At 71.7% G+C, this 18027-nt stretch carries 10 protein-coding genes and 1 pseudogene; all 11 read right to left on the bottom strand.

The features are described from left to right. Nucleotides 1-5 precede the first annotated feature (5 nt). Nucleotides 6-1964 carry a heparinase II/III family protein gene (locus tag KV557_RS30105; protein WP_218204703.1) on the bottom strand — a complete coding sequence of 653 codons (1959 nt, stop codon included), beginning with the start codon at nt 1962-1964 and terminating at the stop codon, nt 6-8. Next, nucleotides 1961-4162, bottom strand: coding sequence for a bi-domain-containing oxidoreductase (locus KV557_RS30100; RefSeq protein ID WP_218204702.1), 2202 nt, complete (start codon nt 4160-4162; stop codon nt 1961-1963). The genes KV557_RS30105 and KV557_RS30100 overlap by 4 nt, the downstream gene beginning before the upstream one ends. A gap of 28 nt (nt 4163-4190) precedes the next feature. After that, nucleotides 4191-6125 (bottom strand): asparagine synthase (glutamine-hydrolyzing), encoded by a 1935-nt coding sequence (gene asnB, locus KV557_RS30095; protein ID WP_218204701.1) that lies wholly within the window; start codon nt 6123-6125, stop codon nt 4191-4193. Nucleotides 6126-6128: 3 nt separating this feature from the next. Then, entirely contained in the window at nt 6129-7769 is a 1641-nt protein-coding gene (locus KV557_RS30090; protein ID WP_218204700.1) for a Wzz/FepE/Etk N-terminal domain-containing protein, read from the bottom strand. Beyond that, nucleotides 7766-9130 carry a Wzz/FepE/Etk N-terminal domain-containing protein gene (locus KV557_RS30085; protein ID WP_218204699.1) on the bottom strand — a complete coding sequence of 455 codons (1365 nt, stop codon included), beginning with the start codon at nt 9128-9130 and terminating at the stop codon, nt 7766-7768. The genes KV557_RS30090 and KV557_RS30085 overlap by 4 nt, the downstream gene beginning before the upstream one ends. Then, nucleotides 9127-10392 carry a glycosyltransferase family 4 protein gene (locus KV557_RS30080; RefSeq protein ID WP_218204698.1) on the bottom strand — a complete coding sequence of 422 codons (1266 nt, stop codon included), beginning with the start codon at nt 10390-10392 and terminating at the stop codon, nt 9127-9129. Before KV557_RS30080 ends, KV557_RS30085 begins: the two co-directional genes overlap by 4 nt. After that, complete coding sequence (locus KV557_RS30075) at nt 10382-11698, bottom strand: nucleotide sugar dehydrogenase (RefSeq protein WP_218204697.1); 1317 nt, start codon at nt 11696-11698, stop codon at nt 10382-10384. Before KV557_RS30075 ends, KV557_RS30080 begins: the two co-directional genes overlap by 11 nt. 73 nt (nt 11699-11771) lie before the next feature. Further along, nucleotides 11772-13301, bottom strand: coding sequence for a sugar transferase (locus tag KV557_RS30070; RefSeq protein WP_308130144.1), 1530 nt, complete (start codon nt 13299-13301; stop codon nt 11772-11774). Between the two features lie 721 nt (nt 13302-14022). Then, nucleotides 14023-15282: a transposase family protein gene (locus tag KV557_RS30065; protein WP_218204696.1), complete on the bottom strand. Its 1260-nt coding sequence runs from the start codon at nt 15280-15282 to the stop codon at nt 14023-14025. A gap of 390 nt (nt 15283-15672) precedes the next feature. Next, nucleotides 15673-16720, bottom strand: a pseudogene (locus KV557_RS30060) (IS701 family transposase); the annotation flags it as partial. 320 nt (nt 16721-17040) lie between these two features. Further along, nucleotides 17041-17988 carry an AraC family transcriptional regulator gene (locus tag KV557_RS30055; protein ID WP_218204695.1) on the bottom strand — a complete coding sequence of 316 codons (948 nt, stop codon included), beginning with the start codon at nt 17986-17988 and terminating at the stop codon, nt 17041-17043. Nucleotides 17989-18027: the final 39 nt, after the last annotated feature.

The raw sequence follows: 18027 nt of genomic DNA, 5'->3' as shown, positions 1-18027 counted from the left end.
CCCCCCTAGCCGCGGAACCTGAGTACGGTGGTGAACCCCTGCGCGCCGTCGGCGAAGCCGGTGCCGATCAGCGTGGTGGTGGGTTCCTTGCGTCCGAAGCCGGCGGAGTACCAGCCCAGCGGCGGGTCGGTCTCGCCGCGATGCGCCCGCCAGGACAGCTGCCCGGGCAGGTCGAGCACCGCGGAGCGGTCCTCGCCGTCCCGGGTCCAGGTGAGCACCGCCCGGTTCCCCGTCAGGTCCGCGGCGATCACCGGGCCGAGGTGGAACGCCAGGCGCGCGGCCCGGCGCGGGCCGCGCACCTCGTCGATCACCCGCAGCTCCTGGCTCGCGGCGGTCAGCTCCACCCGGCGGCGGTGCACCGAGTGCTGGTAGCCGTCGTGTTCGGCGCACCAGCGGGCGACACCCTCGCCGGATGTGTCCGCGACCAGGACGCGGCTGCGGGCATGCCGGGTCCACAGGAACGGGCCACCGGAGACGGACTGGTCACCGCCGTCCACTTGCAGGGTGTTGTGGCCGAGGGTCGACCGGAAGTACTGCCGCCACTCGGGCTGCCCGTGGTAGCAGAACGTCCCCGGGTCGGCGAGCACGTCGACCCCGTCGTGCCGGACCTCCACGGACAGCGCGTCCGCGTGGGCATGCGCGGCGATCGACAGGAACCCGTGCGGACCACCGTCGCAGCGGCACCAGATCTCCGCCGGACCGCGCAGGATGGTCATGCCCGCGTCGGCGAAGTGGGCCGGTCGGCGTGCCGGGCGGGTCACGGCCGGTGCGGTTCCGTTCTTCGAGTACGGCCGGATGAGCGCGGCCAGCAGCGGGGTGCGCACATCGGTGCCGGTCACCGCCGGCCACCAGGCGAGCCGGCCGAACACGGCGTCCCCGGTGGCCAGCAGCGAGGCCCAGCGGTCGGTGCCCGCGCCGTCCACGACCAGACCGTGCCCGTCGTCCGCGTCCCCCTGGCGCGGCGGCCGTAACCGGTTGTCCACGACGGCCGCGAGCGCGTCGGTCATCCGCAGCAGTACCAGCCGGATGGACGCGGGGACCGGCATGGCGGCGGCATCCGCCTCGGCCACCGCGGCCAGGCCGAGTTCCAGTACGAGTCCGTGGTACTCGGTGGCCAGCTCGCGGTTGAGGCCGGAAGCGAAGGTGTTGCCGCGCAAGTGCCGCTCCAGCAACCGCAGCGCGCCGGATCGCCAACGCGCCGAGGAGGGGAACCACCCGAACGCGCAGGCCGCGGCGAACTGCCCGGCGGCCTCGGCGATGACGTGGTTGTTCGCCGAAGACCCCCGGCTGGGGAAGGCGGCCAGCCAGCGCTGGTGGTGCCAGATCTGGTTCAGCGCCGCCGGGTTGTCCTCGAACAGCCCGGCCGCGCCCGGCCAGCCGTCGAGCAGCCGGCGGATCCACACCCAGGACAGCAGCCGGATGCCCAGCTCGATGCCGCTGATCCAGTGCACGCCGCGCAGCGGTGGGTTGGCCGCCCACCACGACCGCAGGTGCTCGGCCACGCGCTCGGCGTACCGCTCGTCCCCGGTGATCGCGTAGGCGGCGGCGAGCACGGTCAGGTACTGGTGCCGGGACGGTTCCCAGATCTGCTTGATGTCCCCGACCGCGTCCTCGTTCCGGTACGGCACGTCGAAGGCGTAACCGGACGGAGCCCGGCGCCGGGTCTTCGGGTCGCACCACCAGTCCGGGTCGGCCAGGTCGTCGCGGGCCACCCCGAAGTACTCGGCGTGCCCGTCCATCAGCCGGTCCGCCTCGGCGATGAGACGTTTCGCGGCCTCCGGTGGCACCGCGGCGATCGTCCCGGCGGGCAGTACCGCGGTGAACCGGGCGCCGGTCACGCCCGGGCAGTCCGGCAGCGCCGACCGCCACCGCCGCCTGCGCACCGCGTCGCCGACCCGGCCGCCGACCTCCTGCGGTCCCATCCGGGAAAGCCGCCGCAGGTACCAGCCCGCGCTCATGGTCATCGCGCCCTCGCCAACGTGACCGGCGCGCCGGCGGCCAGGCCGGCCTGCACGGCGAGGGTGGCCGCCGTGGTGGCGACCAGCGACTCCAGCGGCACGGGCATCGGCCCGCCGGTCCGCACGGCCTTGATGAACGCGGCCAGCTCGGCGGACTGGCCCTTGTCCCGGGCCTTGGGCAGCCGCGAGCTGACCCATCGCTTGCGGCCGTACACCGAGGCGCGGACGAAGTCGTCGAGCTTCAGTACCTTGTCGTCCGCGATGAGGTCCAGCGTCTCCTTGGGGAAGCCGGCCGGGCCGGTGGTGACGTAGCTGAGGGTGGCGGTGGACCCGTCCGGGTAGCGCAGCACGACCTGCAGGTCCTCGTTGCCGGACGTGGCGGCCGCGTACACCGAGACCGGGTCGGCCTCTAGCAGCCAGCTGGCCGTGTCGATGAAGTGCCCGCCCTCGCCGGCGAACCGCGAGCCCTCCGTGCCCTGTCGGAGGTACCAGCTGCCGTGCTGCAGCCGACCCGCGTTGACCAGGTAGCGGAGGCTCGCCGGACCGGTCCGGGCGCCGAACCGCCCCCTGGCCTCCCTCAGCAGTGGCGCGAACCGGCGGTTGAAGCCCACCTGCAACCGGTCGTTGCCGGACTCCTCCACCGCCGCGAGCACGCCGGCCAGCTCGTCCTCGGTGAGGGCCAGGGGCTTTTCCACGAACACCGTCTTGCCGGCCAGCAGCGCCTTCCGGGTCAGTTCGGCGTGCGAGCTGTGCCGGGTGACCACGAATACCGCGTCGATCGACGGGTCCCCGAGCACGGCGTCGAGATCGGTGGTCGCCTGGGCGAAGCCGAACTTCCGCTGCGCGTTGGTCGCGGACAGCGCCGTGGTGGTGACGACCGTGGACAGCTCGACGCCGTCGCGCTGTGCCAGGTGCGGCAGCAGCATCGACGTCGCGTAGTTTCCCGCGCCGACGAACGCCAGCCGCACCGGCGCCCCTGCGGACCGGGCGAGCGCGTACCGGGCAGGGGTGGGCACCCCGCCGCTGCGTCGCACCGCGGGCACCGCCACCGCCGGGGCCTCCGCTTTCCCTTCCCCCGCGGGTTCGGGGTACCGGAACAGCACAGCCACGGCCTTCAAGTCGCCGTCCTTCAGGCGCTGGTACGTCTCGACGGCGTCATCGAAGTCGGCGATGTGGGAGACCAGGGGCTCCACGTCGACGCGGCCGCGGGCGAGGAGATCGAGGAAGCACGCCAGGTTGCGGCGCTCGGTCCAGCGCACGTAGCCGATCGGGTAATCCCGCCCCTCGAGCTCGTACTCCGGGTCGTAGCGCCCGGGGCCGTACGAGCGGGAGAACCGGACGTCGAGCTCCTTCTCGTAGTACGCGTTCCACGGCAGGTCCAGGCGGCACTTGCCGATGTCGACGACCCGGCCGCGGTCCCGGCTCAACCGGGCGGCCAGCTCGACGGGTTGGTTGCTGCCGCCGCTGGCGGCCAGGTACACCTGGTCCACGCCGTGACCGCCGGTGAGCTCGGTGACGGCGGCCTCCACGGCTGCGGACGCGGGATCGCCGCAGGCCGCAGCGCCCAGGCGCTCGGCGAGCTCGCAGCGCATCGGGTCGGGGTCGGCCCCGACGACGCGGACTCCCGAGGCGGCCAGGAGTTGCACCACCAGCTGCCCGATCAGCCCGAGGCCGATGACCAGCGCCACCTCGCCGAGTTGCGGCTCGCCGCGGCGGACGCCCTGCATCGCGATCGACCCGACGGTGCCGAAGGCCGCGTGCCGCGGCGCGAGGTCGTCCGGCACCCGGGCGTAGAGGTTCTTCGGCACCCAGTTCAGTTCGGCGTGCAGCGCGTGCTCATTGCCGGCGCAGGCCACGAGGTCGCCGACCTTCACATCGTCGATCCCGGCGCCGACCTGCTCGACCACCCCGCACAGCGAATAGCCCAGCGGCGTGTAGGAGTCCAGCTTGCCCATCACCTTGCGGTAGGTTGCGGGCACCCCGTTGGTGGCCACGCTCTGCATGACCTTGGCCACCTGGTCCGGCCGGGAGCGGGCCTTACCCAGCATCGACATGCCGGCCTCGGACACCTTCATGAGCTCGGTCCCGGTGGATATCAGCGAGTAGGCGGTGCGGACCAGCACACCGCCCGGCTTGCACCCCGGTGCCGGCACGTCGAGCACCGCCAGCTCGCCGCTCTTGTAGTTCTGCACAACCTGTTTCACCCGAAGTCCCCTATTTCTACGCCGTCTTCTACGCTGCCGAGCGAGCGCTCCGGTCGGACCCGGAGGTCGCGTCGCGGTACCAGTACTCGAGGGTCAGCACGTGCCACAGATGCTTGGAGAAGTCCCGCTGCCCGGCGGCGTCCTCGGCGACCATGCGCGCGAGCGCGTCGCGGCGCAGGAGCCCGGAGTTGACGAGCACGCCGTCGTGCACCACCTCGCGCACCAGCGGTGCCAGATCCCGGCTCATCCAGGCCCGCAGCGGGGCGCTGAACAGGCCCTTGGGCCGGTACACGATCTCCCGGGGCAGGATCGAGGTGGCCGCCTCCTTGAGGACGGCCTTGCCCTGTCGTCCGACAATCTTGCGATCGCCGGGCACCGCGAACGCCGCCTTGACCACCTCGACGTCCACGTACGGCACCCGCACCTCGGTCGACGCGGCCATGCTCGACCGGTCCGTGTACGCGAGGTTCAGGCCCGGCAGGAACATCCGGGCGTCGCCCAGGCACATGCGGTTGACGAAGTCGTCGAGGTCGTTGTCCTGGTAGACGTCCGCGTGCTCGGTCAGCACGTCCTCGACCGTCCCGGCCAGGTCCGGATCGACCAGGGCGAGCAGCTCGTCCTGGTCGTACATGGTGTAGCTGCGCCGGAACGCGGTCTCCTCCGGCAGATCGGCGAAGGAGAGGAACCGCTTCGCGAACCGCACCGACCGGTATCCCCGGCGGGCCGTGGCGACCGGCAGCCGGTCCACGGTCGCGGACAGGCCGCGCCGCAGGGGCCGCGGGATGCGCTGGTAGCGCAGCGCGATCAGGTTGGCCAGGTGCTTGCGGTAACCGGCGAACAGCTCGTCGGCACCCATCCCCGAGAGCATCACCTTGACCCCGGCCTCCCGGGCGGCCGAGCAGATCAGGAAGGTGTTGATCGCGGCGGGGTCGCCGATCGGCTCGTCCAGGTGGTACGTCATCTGCGGCAGCAGGTCGAGCACGTTCGGAGCGATCTCGATCTCGTGCAGGTCGACGCCGAACCGCTCGGCCACCTGCCGGGCGTAGCGGAGGTCGTCCGGCATCGCCTCGAACCTGGCGTCCTCGGCGCGGAACCCGATCGTGTAAGCGGAGATCCCGGGGTGGTCCCGGGCCGCCAGCGCGGTCAGGTAGCTGGAGTCCAGCCCGCCGGAGAGGAAGGTCGCCACGGGTACGTCGGAGAGCAGGTGGCGTCGGGTCGACTCCTCGACGACGGCGGCGACATCCGGCCGCTCGCCGGCCCGGGCCCGCTCCCGGCCCTCGGCGGCGACGTCCCGGAGGTGCCAGAACCGGCCGCGCTCCACCCGGCCGTCGGGCCGGTACCGGAGCCAGCTCCCCGGCGGCAGCTTCTCCGCTTCGCGGAACGCGCACCGTGAGTCCGGCACCCAGTAGTACAGCAGTGAGGCCACCAGCGCCGCATGGTCCACCTGCAGCGACCCGCCGGTGGCGGCGGCGAGCGCCTTGAGCTCGGAGGCGAACACCAGGCCCTCACCGCGCCGGAGCAGGAAGAGCGGCTTGATGCCGAGTTGGTCGCGGGCGAGCACCAGGTCACCGGTTCGCTCGTCGAAGATCCCGAACGCGAACATGCCGCGCAGCCGGGGCAGGCAGTCCGTGCCCCAGCGCCGCCAGGCCTCCAGCAGCACCTCGGTGTCGGAGGTGCCGCGGAAGCGCACCCCGGCGGCTGCCAGTTCGGCGCGCAGCTCGGGCGCGTTGTACAGCTCGCCGTTGTACGTCAGGACGAGACCGTCCGAGACCATCGGCTGGGCGCCGGTCTCGGACAGGTCGATGATGGCCAGCCGGCGGTGCCCGAGGTGCACTTCGCCGTCACCGACGGGGTGGCTGTACCGGCCCGCCCCGTCCGGACCGCGATGGGCGAGCGTGTCGGTGAGCCGGTCGGTCACGACCTTCCCGTCCGGCCATCGGTACGTGCCTGCGATGCCACACATGTCCTACCTCGCCTCCTGGCCGCTGTCCGGGACCGGTGCGGTCCCCATCGGTTGCCGCTTCGTCCGCCGCCGGCCCGTCCCGGTCCACCGGGCCGGCCGCCGGCTCCGGCCGCGCGGCGTGCCGGGCGGCCCGTCCCACAGCGTGCCGTCGGTCCGGTCACGCGGATCGGGGTCGATCAGCACCACACCGATCACCGGAATGCGCTGGTCCGCGAGCTGCCGTGCCACGGTGTGCAGCCATGCGGCGCTGCCGTGCCCGGCACGCACGACGAGCACGGTCCGGGTGCCGAGGTACTGGAGGTCGGTCCACGCCGTGCCGGGCGCCACCGAGCCGACGCCGAGCCGACGCTCCTGATCCGGCACGGCCGCGGCACGCTCGCCGCCGACCACGGTCGGGTCTCCCGGCTTGGGGCGGCGGTTGGCGAGCTGCGGGCCGGGCGCCACCGAGCCGACGCCGAGCCGACGCTCCTGATCCGGCACGGCCGCGGCACGCTCGCCGCCGACCACGGTCGGGTCTCCCGGCTTGGGGCGGCGGTTGGCGAGCTGCGGGCCGGGCAGACCGTCGACGATGACCACCGGCCCCTCCGCCGCCAGTGCCCCGGCGAGGTCCAGGGCGATCACGATCGTGCTGCGCGCACAGCCCAGTTCCAGCAGCGACACCGGTTCCGCGGAGTCGCGCACGGTGCGGGCCAGGGTCGCGGTGAGCCTGGTCCGTGCCGCCCGGGTCCGTCGGCGCTGCCACAGCCTGGCCGGCCGGCGGGGCACGCGGTGCAGCTCCGCGATGACCGAGGCACCGAGGTTCGCCGCGATCTCCCGGCGCAGCACGGGGCGGTCCGCCACCACCGCGCCGACCGCGGCCACCGCGAGCCCGAGGACGAGCCCGAGGACGAGCCCGAGCCCGGCGTCGGTGGCGGCGGTCCTGGGCAGGGACTGTTTCACCGCGCGCGGGGCGTCCACGATCTGCGTGCCGGCGATGAGCCGGGGCGTGCCGACGCGCGCCTCCGCGGCGCGCTGGCCGAAATCGGTGATCCGCGTGGTGAGCTCGGCCCGGCTGGCGAAGAGCGACTCCAGGTTCGCCGACGCCTTCGGCCCGCTCTGCGCCTCTCCGATCGCCTTGTTGACCTGGGCGAGTTCGTCCCGCATCCGGTCGCGCTGGTCGAGCAGAGCCTTGGCCTCGGCGTCCGCGGCTTCCTGTATCCGCCGCACATGGTCCGCGACGAACGCATCGGCCAGCGCCTTGGCCCGGGCCACCGCTTCCGCGTCGCTGTGACCCGTCACATCGATCTGCAGCAGGTTGTTGGTCAAGCCGGTACCCCCGTAGTCCTGCATGAAGTCCTCCGGTTTCGCCGAGGACCCGAGGGACTTCAGAGCCTCACCGGCGATCCCCGTGGTCTGCAGCAGGGCGACGTCGGTGCGGATCAGCGTTCCGGAGTCGTTCGGCTGGTCCGCCTGATGCGCGACCAGCACCTTGGCCACCGCGGACGGCGGTGGCGGCAGCAGGACCGCCACGGCCGCGCCGACCAGCAGCCCGAGCAGCGCCAGGGAGCACCAGAGGCGGCGCCGCCTGCGCACCGCGACCACCAACGCCTGCAGGTCCAGCAGCGGAGCGGCGGCCGACGACTCCGACGTCGTACTCGTCGTCACCCTGAACCTCTTCTCGCGTCGTCGCCGACCGCGAGCGCCGGCGTGGCGCCGTCCGGAGGATGGCCGGCAGACCGCGTCGGACGGGCCCAGACCGTGCCGGCGACGACAACGCCGACGACCTCGTGCTCGGCGTCCGCACACGCCTCGGCGATGCCGGCGAGCTCCCCTGCGGTCCAGCTGCCCGCGCTGAGCACGACCAGGGCACCGGACTCGTCGTCGCGGTCCGGCACCAGCGGCCGGGACACCGGAACCCCCACCACCCGCAGCAGCGGATCGCTCCCCGCCTCGGCGACGAGCTGCGCGGCGGCCCGGCGGGCGATCTCGTCGCCGTCCGGGACGACGACCAGCAGCCGCCGGGGGGCCGGCAGCTGGTCCCGGAGGCGGGCACACACCCGCCGGTAGCGGATCTGCCTGCCGGCCTCGTCGCCGGAGGCCTGCGGGGCCGGTACGTCCCACCGGATGTCGATGCCCAGCAGCCAGCGGATCCGGGCCTGCGGGCCACGGCCTTCCGGCCGGTGCGCGGGCCGTTCACCGGGCACGTCGACGGTGCCGAGGAGCGCCGAGCCCAGCGCCGCGGCGATCTCCGGTTCGGTGCGCAGTCGGCGTCTCGTCCGTGCGGCGGTGAGATGGCCGATGACCGCGAGGAGGAGGAACAGCAGCGCCCCGGCGACGATGAGCTGCATCCTCGTCGGCGCTGCCTCGCCGGACGGTCGGGCCGCCGGCCCCATGACGACCATGTTGGCCTTGTTGGCAGCCGGGTCGGCCTGGTCCAGCTTCTTGACGGCGTCCTGCAGCGCGGTGCGCAGCTTCGCGAGCTCGGTGCGGGTCTGCACGCTCTCCACGGTCTGCCCCGGATCGGTCGCATCGGCCAGGTCGGTGATGCGGCGGCTGGTCTGCACCACCATCTGCCGCAGTTCCTCGGGCCGCGCCGCTTCGGGGTCGGTGCTGTCGCTTGCCATCCGCGCGGCGAAGGTGACGAACTGCCGGGCCACCTGATCGGAGAGTTGCTGTGCGCGCTCCGGGGTGTCGGCCGTCCCCGAGATCTTGATGATGTTCCCGTCGGTGGCCTGGGCGCTCACCCGATCCCGCAGCTCGCTGCCGCTGACCCCGGTCCAGCCGAGCGTGGCAGCCGCGCGGTCGACCACCACCGAACTGGTCGCGATCTCCGCCTGGGTCAGCAGCTCGCGCTCCTGCCACGCCCCCGGCAGCAGCACCGATGCCGACGTCGTGTACTGCGGCGGAAACAGCAAGGAGGTGCCGTAGCCGACGAGCGCACCCACCACGGCGAGGACGGTGAGAAGCCGCCAGCGCCGACGGAAGATCCGACCGATCGTGACCAGGCGTATCGTGTCATCGCTCAACGGCGCGGCCTTCTCCCCGGCCGGTCCGGGCCGCCCGCCGACGCCGGAGCGTGGTCACGGCAGGCAGCGGCGTACGCGGCGAGCAGCGATCGCTGGGAGTTCCGCCAGGAGAGCGGCCCGCTGATCCGCTCCTGGCCGATCTTGCCCATCCAGGCCCGCTTCTCCGGATCGTCCAGCAGCAGCGCGATGAGCCTGGCGAACTCGGCCTCGTCGTTGGCGGGCGCGTAGACGGCGGCGTCACCGGCGGAGACCCGCGCCTCCCGGAGGTCGAACGAGACGATCGGCCGGCCCATCGCCATGTACTCCAGGACCTTGTTCATGGTCGACACGTCGTTGAGCGGATTGCGCGGGTCGGGGGAGAGGCACACGTCCGCGGTGGACAGGTAGCGCGCCAGATCGGCGTCCGGAACGCGCCCGGTGAACTGCACCTGCTCGGGGAGCCCGAGCCGCCGGGACAGCTCCACCATCGCGTCGAAGGCGTCGCCGGAGCCGACGAACACCGCATGCCAGTCGGTCCTCCCGAGCTCGTCGCGCAGCTTCGCGAGGGCCCGCAAGGCGTAGTCGACGCCGTCCTGCGGGCCCATGACGCCGAGGTAGCACAGCAGGTGAGGCTTGCCGCGCTTCAGCTCCGGCTCGGGCGGTACCGGCTGGAACCGGTCGGTGTCGGGCGCGCTGCGCACCACGAAGACGTCCGCCGGCCGCCGACCGCCGCGGCGCAGCGCGACGTCCCGGTAGCTCTCGTTCGTGGCGAGCACGACGTCCGCCGCCCGGTAGGTCAGCCGTTCCAGCGCGCACACCGCGCGGTAGAGCAGGTCCTCGCCGCGGTCGAACCGGGAGAGGTACAGCTCGGGTACCAGGTCGTGCTGGTCGAAGACGAACCGCGCGCCGCGCCGTTTCAGCCACAGTGCCGGCAGGAACAGCAGGTCGGGCGGGTTGCAGGCGTGGACCACGTCGACCGGGCCGACCTTGCGGGCCAGCCGGGCCGTGTGCCACAACGCCGATCCGTACTCCCGCAGGTAGCCGGCCGGCCCTCCGGTGGCCGCGCGCAACGGGTAGCGGTGGATCCGCACCCCGTCGATCTCCGCTTCCGGTTCCGTGTCCCGCTTGCTCCCCCGGGGACAGATGACGTGCACCTCCCAGCCCGCGTCGCGCAGCGTCGTGCACTCCTGCCACACCCGCCGGTCGAACGGCACCGACAGGTTCTCCACCAGGATCAGCGCGCGACGGGCCGGCCCGTCGCCGCTGGTCGCGTCACCAAGCAAGGCCCACGTACCCCGGTTCGGTCCGACGCGCCTCGGCGTCGGGAAGGCGGATGAGGTCGATGATCACCGGGCCGTCGCCATGGGGCAGCGCCGAGAGCACGGCCGGATCGCTGGTCCCGACCAGGCACACCTCGGCGTGCTCGAGCACCTCGCCGACGGACTCCGCAAGCAGCTGCGCGAGGTGCGGCAGCCGGGTCTCGATGTACTCGCGGTTCGCGCCGAGCAGCCGGGAGAGGTTCACGTTGGGGTCGTAGATCCGCAGGTCGTAGCCCTTGCCGAAGAGCCTCTCCGCCAGCTCGACGAGCGGGCTCTCGCGGAGGTCGTCGGTGCCGGGTTTGAAGGAGAGGCCGAACATGCCCACGCGACGCTTACCGGTGCGCTCGACCAGGCCCACCGCGCGCTGCAGATGTTCGGAGTTGGAGGACAGCACGTGGGCGAGGATGGGCACCGAGACGTCGGCCTGCCGCGCCGCGTGGACCAGGCTGCGCAAGTCCTTGGGCAGGCAGGAACCACCGAACGCGAAGCCGGGCCGCAGGTAGGCGGGGCTGATGTTCAGCTTGCGGTCGGCCAGGAACACGTCCATCACCTGGTGCGAGTCCACCCCGAGCGCCTGGCACACGGCGCCCAGCTCGTTCGCGAAGCCGATCTTGAGGCCGTGGAACGCGTTGTCCGCGTACTTGATCGCCTCGGCCGTCGGGACCGGCACCCGGAACACCTCGCCGGGCAAGCCGTCGTACAGCGCCGCAACCACGTCGCCGCTTGCCGGGTCGAGCTCGCCGATGACGGTCTTCGGCGGGTCGAAGAAGTCCCGCACGCTCGTCCCCTCGCGAAGGAACTCCGGGTTGACCGCGACCCCGACGTCCACCCCGGCCGTGCCGCCGACGTACTTCTCCAGGATCGGTACCAGCAGGTTCAGGCAGGTGCCCGGGAGCATGGTGCTGCGGAACACGACGGTCTGCCGCCCACCCCGCTCGGCCACCGCGGCACCGATCTGCTCGGTGACCCGCTCCAGGTACGTGGTGCACAGGCTGCCGTTGGGCTCCGACGGCGTGCCCACGCAGACCAGCGACACCTCGCTGCCCGTGATCGCCTCGCGGACGTCGCCGGTGGCGCGTAACGCTCCGGCCCGCACGACCTCGGCGATGAGCTCGCCGATCCGCTCCTCGACCACCGGGGCCCTGCCGTCGTTGACCAGGTCGACCTTCACCTGGTTCACGTCCACCCCGATGACCTCGTGACCCAGGCTGGCCAGGCACGCGGCCGACACGCAGCCCACGTAGCCGAGCCCAAAGACGCTGACCCTCATGACCCGTTCCTCCCCTCGGGCAGGCCCTTGCGGCCTGCCATTCGCGCGCCGACCGGACGACGCCCCCCACGCATCAGTAGGCCCCCTGCCCCTGAAGCACCGCACGCAGCGTCTTCCACAAAATCACTGCGTCAAGGGCGAGCGACCAGTCCTCGACGTACCGCAGATCCAGCCGGACCGCCTCCTCCCACGACAGGTCGCTGCGTCCGCTGATCTGCCACAGACCGGTGAGCCCGGGCTTGACGAGCAGCCGCCGCCTGATGTCCGGGCCGTACGCGGCGGACTCCTCCGGCAACGGAGGCCGCGGACCGACGAGCGACATCGAGCCGGTGAGCACGTTGAGAAGCTGCGGGAGCTCGTCGATCGAGTACCGGCGCAGCACTCCTCCCACCCGGGTCACCCGCGGATCCCGGCGGAGCTTGAACAGCAGGCCGGCGCCCTCGTTGCGGCTGGCCAGCTCGGCACGTGCCCCGTCAGCCCCGGCGACCATGGTGCGGAACTTGACCAGGGTGAACTCGCGGCCGTCCTTGCCGACCCTGTGCTGGCGGTAGAACGCCCCACCCCGACTGTCCACCAGCACGAGCAGCCCGACGAGCACCATCAGCGGCGCGAACAGGATCAGCAGGACCGCGGAGCCCAGCCGATCGACGACCTCCTTGACCGCCCGGGGGCCCCCGGTGAAGGTCGGCATGCTGACCCGCAGCATCGGGATCCCGAGCACCGCATCGACGTGCAGCCGCGGGCCCGCCACCTCCATCAGTACGGGGGCCACGACCATCTCGGCATCGCTGCCTTCGAGGTTCCAGGCCAGCCGCTGCAGCCGGTCCGGTGACCAGTGCGGGGCCGGTGTGACCGCAACGACACGGTAGCCGTCGCGGCGGACGTGGTTGGCGGCGTCCGTCAGCCGGCCGACGACCGGCACTCCGTCCAGTCGGTCACCGTCGAGCCCAAGACCGTCCGGCGTGCACACCGCCTCCACCCGCCAGCCGAGGTGCGGGAACTTGCGGGTTCGGGTGATCAGGTCGCGCACGGTGGCCAGGCTCCCGGCAGCGAGCACCGGGCGCAGGCACCGTCCTTCGTTCCGCTGTTTATGCAGCCAGAGGCGCAGCAGATACCGCTCGGTCATGGTGACGAGCGTGATCGCCGGGATCGCGACGAAGATCCAGAGCTTGATGTTGTGCGAGGTGAGGGCGATCCCGCCGAGCGCCAGTACGACGGCCGCCGTGAACAGCGAGCGTCCGAGCCGGCGGAATTCCTCGGCGCCCTGGCCGAGCACAGCCGGAGCCCACGACCGGGTCACCGCAAGCGCTCCCAGTACCAGCAGCTCGGTGCCGAAGGCGAGGATTCCCCATTTCTCGTGCCAGTTGGCCGCGTCCCGGACCCCGAAGAAGCCGCCGATCGCCGCCACCACGAAGGCGGTGGCCACGGTATCGCTGATGATCACAGTACGGCGGTACCGCTGCTCCCAGTCGATCTCGGGCCGGCTGATTACCCCGTTCACCCGACGCCCGCGCGCCGGTAGGAACGGGCGGACTAATTCCCCTTCCCCCTGCTCGACAGCCTCCTCCAGGTCGCCAGTGGGTTCGACGTGTTCGCTCCACACGGTTCCTCCCCCCGGGAGGCCCGCGCCTCCCGCACCTGTTCGTCCCCTCGGGAGGCCCCCGCCCCCCGCGCCGCGCTGTTCCTCCCCCGGGAGACCCCTCCCCCCGCGCATGGCATACCGGCTGTTGCAGCGCTACTTGAACAATCACGCCCACGGCTGGCGCCGGGGACGCGACTGCTGGCTGTCCGTAGCGCTGGACCTGTAGATGACTATTTGTCGCCTCGTGTCCAAGCTTGCGAAGCACGGCCAATCTAGAGCATTGGGGCCGCCCGAAGAAGGGCGTGTGTGCAAATTGTGCTTGTGCTTCGGAGTTGGTGCCGTGTGACCTGTGGTGACGGGAGTTCTACGGGCCGAAACCGATCGGCGGATCGCCCCGTGCGTCAGTCGCCCGGGGCGGGTGGCAGGTGGAAGCCGACCTCGGCGGCGGCCGGCAGGTCGACCGGCTCCGGGTCCTCCATGGTCTGCTGGTCGGTGGCCAACTCGACCAGCTCAAGCACGAGTTCGCGGCCAGGGCACCGCGGTACTGGCGGCGGCGCTCGGACGGCGGGGCGTCGTGGTCCCAGGCAGGGACGTAGTCGTTGACAAAGGCGTGTAAGAACTCCGGTGAGGACGCGGCTGTCGGAGGCGGTTGTTACGGTTCCCTCCGTGAAGGTCGTGGTGCAGGTCAAGCTGCTGCCGGACGCCGAGGCGGCGGCCTCGCTGCGCTCGACCCTGCGTACGGTCAACGAGGCCGCGTGCTGGGTGTCGGTGGTGGCGTTCGAGCGCGGTGTGCCGCGTGAGTACGAGCTGCGCAAGCACACCCCCCGTCGTCCAGGCCGACGAACCCCAGGTCGGCCACCGCACCCAGCTGAAACTCCCGCAGCCGCGCGCACAGCTTCTCGTAGCGGGCGGCCGTGATCTCGCTGCAGGCGCCGCGGCGGGCCGAGGAGATCCACAATAGCCGCCCCTTCGCATCGGTCAGCGCGAGGAACAGCAGCCCGTGGGCCTTGTGCTTCCCCGAGTAGTTCTTCCGGTTCGCCCGCCCGGTCCGCCGCCGGGTGCGGATCAGCGTGCCGTCCAGCAGCACCACGCATCCGCTGTCCTTCGCCACCTTCGCCAGCGCGTGGTCCAGGCGGGGGGAGTGTGCGGCCAGCAGGTCGATCGCCTCCAGCACCCACCGGCGCACCGTGGAGGCCGAGACCGCGTTGCCGCCGGCCAGGTCGGCCAGCCGCTCGTCGTCGCGCAGGTGGGCCAGTGCGATCACGGCGATCCGCCCGGCGTCCAGCTTGCGCCAGCGGGAGCGGATCGTCTTGCGGTGGGCGCGGATCAGGCCGGCCACGTAGTTGACGGTCTGGCTGGACAGCGGCAGGCGCACGGAGTAGACAAGGCTGACGGTGTCCCCGGCGGGGCTGGTCTTGGTTTTCACGAGCTGCCCAAATCCCGTCGGGGGCATCCGTGTTGCGGCGAGAATCGGCCGTTGTTCCGGGCCGGTGGCGCCTTGCCGGGGCAGGTAGCGTCCGGCCGGTGTTCGGGTGATCCAGCCGCGCTCGGCCAGCTTGCGCAGCTTCCCGCGCACCGGCTCCACCTTCGCCGGCACCGGATCCAGCCCCAGTTCGCGGGCCACGTCCTTGGCCTGCAGCGGGCCGTCGCCGCCCGCAACGATCCCCATGATCGCCTGGTAGTCGGCGGGCAGATCCTCCGGGCCGCTGTCCTGGCTGCGGTGAGGGATCAGCAGCTGGCCCGCGGCGCCCGGCGTCGCACCCGTGCCGGGCGCGGGCACGGCGGGTGCTCCGCCGGTGGCCTCCTTCAGGGCCTGCTGCCAGGCCTCGGCGTCGGGGTGCCCGGCGTCAGCGTCCTCCTGGTACTGCCAGTAGACGACCTCAGCGGCCTCCAGTCGGGCCACTTCGGCCTCGGTGTCGGCCAGCTGCTTACGCAGGTGCCCGGCGTGTTCTTCCAACACCACACGGGGCTCCAACAGCCACACCATCAGGTTCTGAGCCATGTCCCATCCCTCGCGGGCCCGCCACGGCGCCCCTGCTCGCACAGTAGGGGGACCGGCACGCAGCGTGCAGGAGATCCGGAAAGACAGCCCAAAACCGGCTGACGGACGATCTCCGCGCGACGATCACCGTGATGAACTGCGCGAGCATCCCAACGGCTCGTCACGCCAGGCCCGGTGACCTGCACGAATCACGATGAAACTTCCTCAATGGTCGCGACGTGCCGAAGCTTGGTGGCTTCTGCGCCAGTTCGACCAGTGCAGGAGTGCGTTCAGGGCTGTGATCGGCGGGCTGAACAGTGTGCCGATCAGGCGGCGGATCTCCGGGACGGTCAGGTCGACCGGGTCTCCGCTTCGGGCCGGGCGGTTCGGATCCGCACGTCTGGTCGGCCTCGCGTCATCGACTGCCGCGGCAAGGAACGCGAGTGCGAGCATGGCCAGGGTGACGTGCCGGTGCCAGGCTGTCCAGTTGCGGACCTGGTAGTGGTCCAAGCCGACCTGACCCTTGGCCGCCTGGAAGCACTCTTCGATGCACCAGCGAGTACCGGCGACGCACGAGCTCCGACAGCGGCACGATCCGGGGCGACCAGCACAGGTAGAAGGCGAGCTCGCCGGTGGTGGGATTGCGGCGAATCAGCAGGTGGCGGTGCTCGTCAGTGCCGATGTGCACCCAGGCCCAGTCGTAGTAGCGGGGCCCCTTCGCCCCGGAGCCGGCGCTCTGCCGGTGCCAGGCCGAGGCGGGCAGGCGAAAGGCGGCCTCGTCCGCGCGGATCGCCGTGCGGCCCTGGTTGATCCGCACTCTGGTCGCGCAGGACACCGCCAGCACGTAGCCGACCCCGTGGGCCTCCAGCCCGGCCCGCAGGCCGGGGTCCTGACCGTAGGCCTCGTCGCCGGTCACCCACGACGTGCTCACTCCGGCGTCCAACGCCTGCTCGATCATCTGCAGGGCGAGACGGGGCTTGGTCGTGAAGACGACGTCCTCGGGTACTCCGGCCTTGCGGCGCCGCTCGGAGTCCCGGCTCCATGTGTGTTCGGGCAGGTAGAGACGGCGGTCGATCAACGCCCGCCCTCTACTGGAGGCGTAGGCGAGGAAGACGCCCACCTGGCTGTTCTCGATCCGCCCGGCGGTTCCGGTGTACTGCCGCTGGACACCCGCCGAACCGCGACCCTTCTTCAGGAAGCCCGTCTCATCCACGATCAAAACACCGTCACCGGCGCCGAGATGGTCCACGACGTAGCGGCGGACCTCGTCGCGCGCCGCACCCGCGTCCCAACAGGCACGCCGCAGCAGCCGCTGCATCGGACCGGGACGGCTATGGCCGGCGTGCTCCGCCAGCTGCCAGCAGTTCTTGCGCTCGGTCCCGGACAGCAACCCGAGCAGATAGGCGCGGGCCGCGGCCCGAGGTTCCACTCGCCCGAACAGGCCCGCAATCCGAGCCATGGCCTGGTCGAACAACGCCTGCCATCGAGCAGGGTCTACGCTACGGCCCGCGGCCACCGCACGATCTTCAAGAGTCCACACAAACCCTTGATCATCTCGCGGTGGCCACACGCATCAGGCGTCGTAGTACTCGCCGTCGTCACCCTGGGCCTTCGCCTCCAGAACATCCGCCGCCACTTCGCGCATCGTCGCAATCACCGCATCGCTCGGGTTCTTGGACATGATCCGCCCGGCGCTCCACCGTCGGAGCCACCGCGAGGCCGGGATCGGCAGCGACCACCGCTTCCCAAACCGCTGCGGTGATGTCCTGGCCCTCACCGTCAGTTGTATCCGCGTGGTTCGTCGCCTGCCGTCTTGACCTGCTTGCGGTAGGCCCCCGGCGGCGATCCGAAGTGTCGTTTGAAGGCTTTGGCGAAGGCGAACTCCGACGTGTACCCCGTGTGCTGCGCGATTGTGCTCAGCGGGGCCGGCGATTGGTGCAGCAACCGCGCCGCGGTGGCCATCCGCCAGTTGGTCAGGTAGGTCAACGGCGGCTCGCCGACCACCGAGGCGAAGCGGCGGGCGAACGCCGCGCGGGACAGCCCGGCGCGGGTGCCCAGCGACTCCACGGTCCAGGGATGGCCGGGATCGTCGTGGATCGCCTTCAGGGCCGGGGCGACTGCCGGGTCGGTCAGCGCGGCCGTCCAACCCCGGGTCCGCTCCTTCGGCAGTTCGGCGTACCACGACCGGAGGATGTACAGCAGCAGCAGATCGATGAGCGCCGTGACGACCGCGTCCGAGCCCGGCTGCGGCGCGTGGAACTCGGCGCACAGCTGATCGACCGCCGAGCGCAGCACCGGGTGGCGGCCCGGAACCGCGGGGAGGTGGATGACCTCCGGTAGATCGCTGAACAGCGGATGCGGGCGATCAACGTCGATCGCGTACGCGCCGCACACCAGCACCGTGTGCGGCCCCGGTCCGTCCACGGTGACCTGGCCGATCGGCGAGGAACGGTCCACGCGCTCCGGTACGAAGTCCACCGGATCGCGGCCCGGCACATCGCACAGGGTGTGTCCGCTGCCGCGCTGCAGGAACACGATGTCGCCGGGTCCGAGCGCGAGCGGTTGGCCGTGCGGTGGCAGCAGGTGGCAGTGTCCTTCCACCACCACGTGGAATCCGGCTCCTGAGATGGGTTGGAACTTCAGGGCCCACGGGGCGTGCGCGTCGGTGCGAGTCACCATCGGGCGTCCCGTGCGCAGGACTTCGAGGGTGTCGCTCAGGATGTCCATAGCGCCACTCTAGTGCCTGCAGGGCGAGACGATATGACA

Source organism: Kitasatospora aureofaciens (assembly GCF_019192735.1).
Classification (GTDB): domain Bacteria; phylum Actinomycetota; class Actinomycetes; order Streptomycetales; family Streptomycetaceae; genus Kitasatospora; species Kitasatospora aureofaciens_A.
Note: the sequence above shows the minus strand (reverse complement) of the source record. Positions and strands in the feature narration are given on the sequence as shown.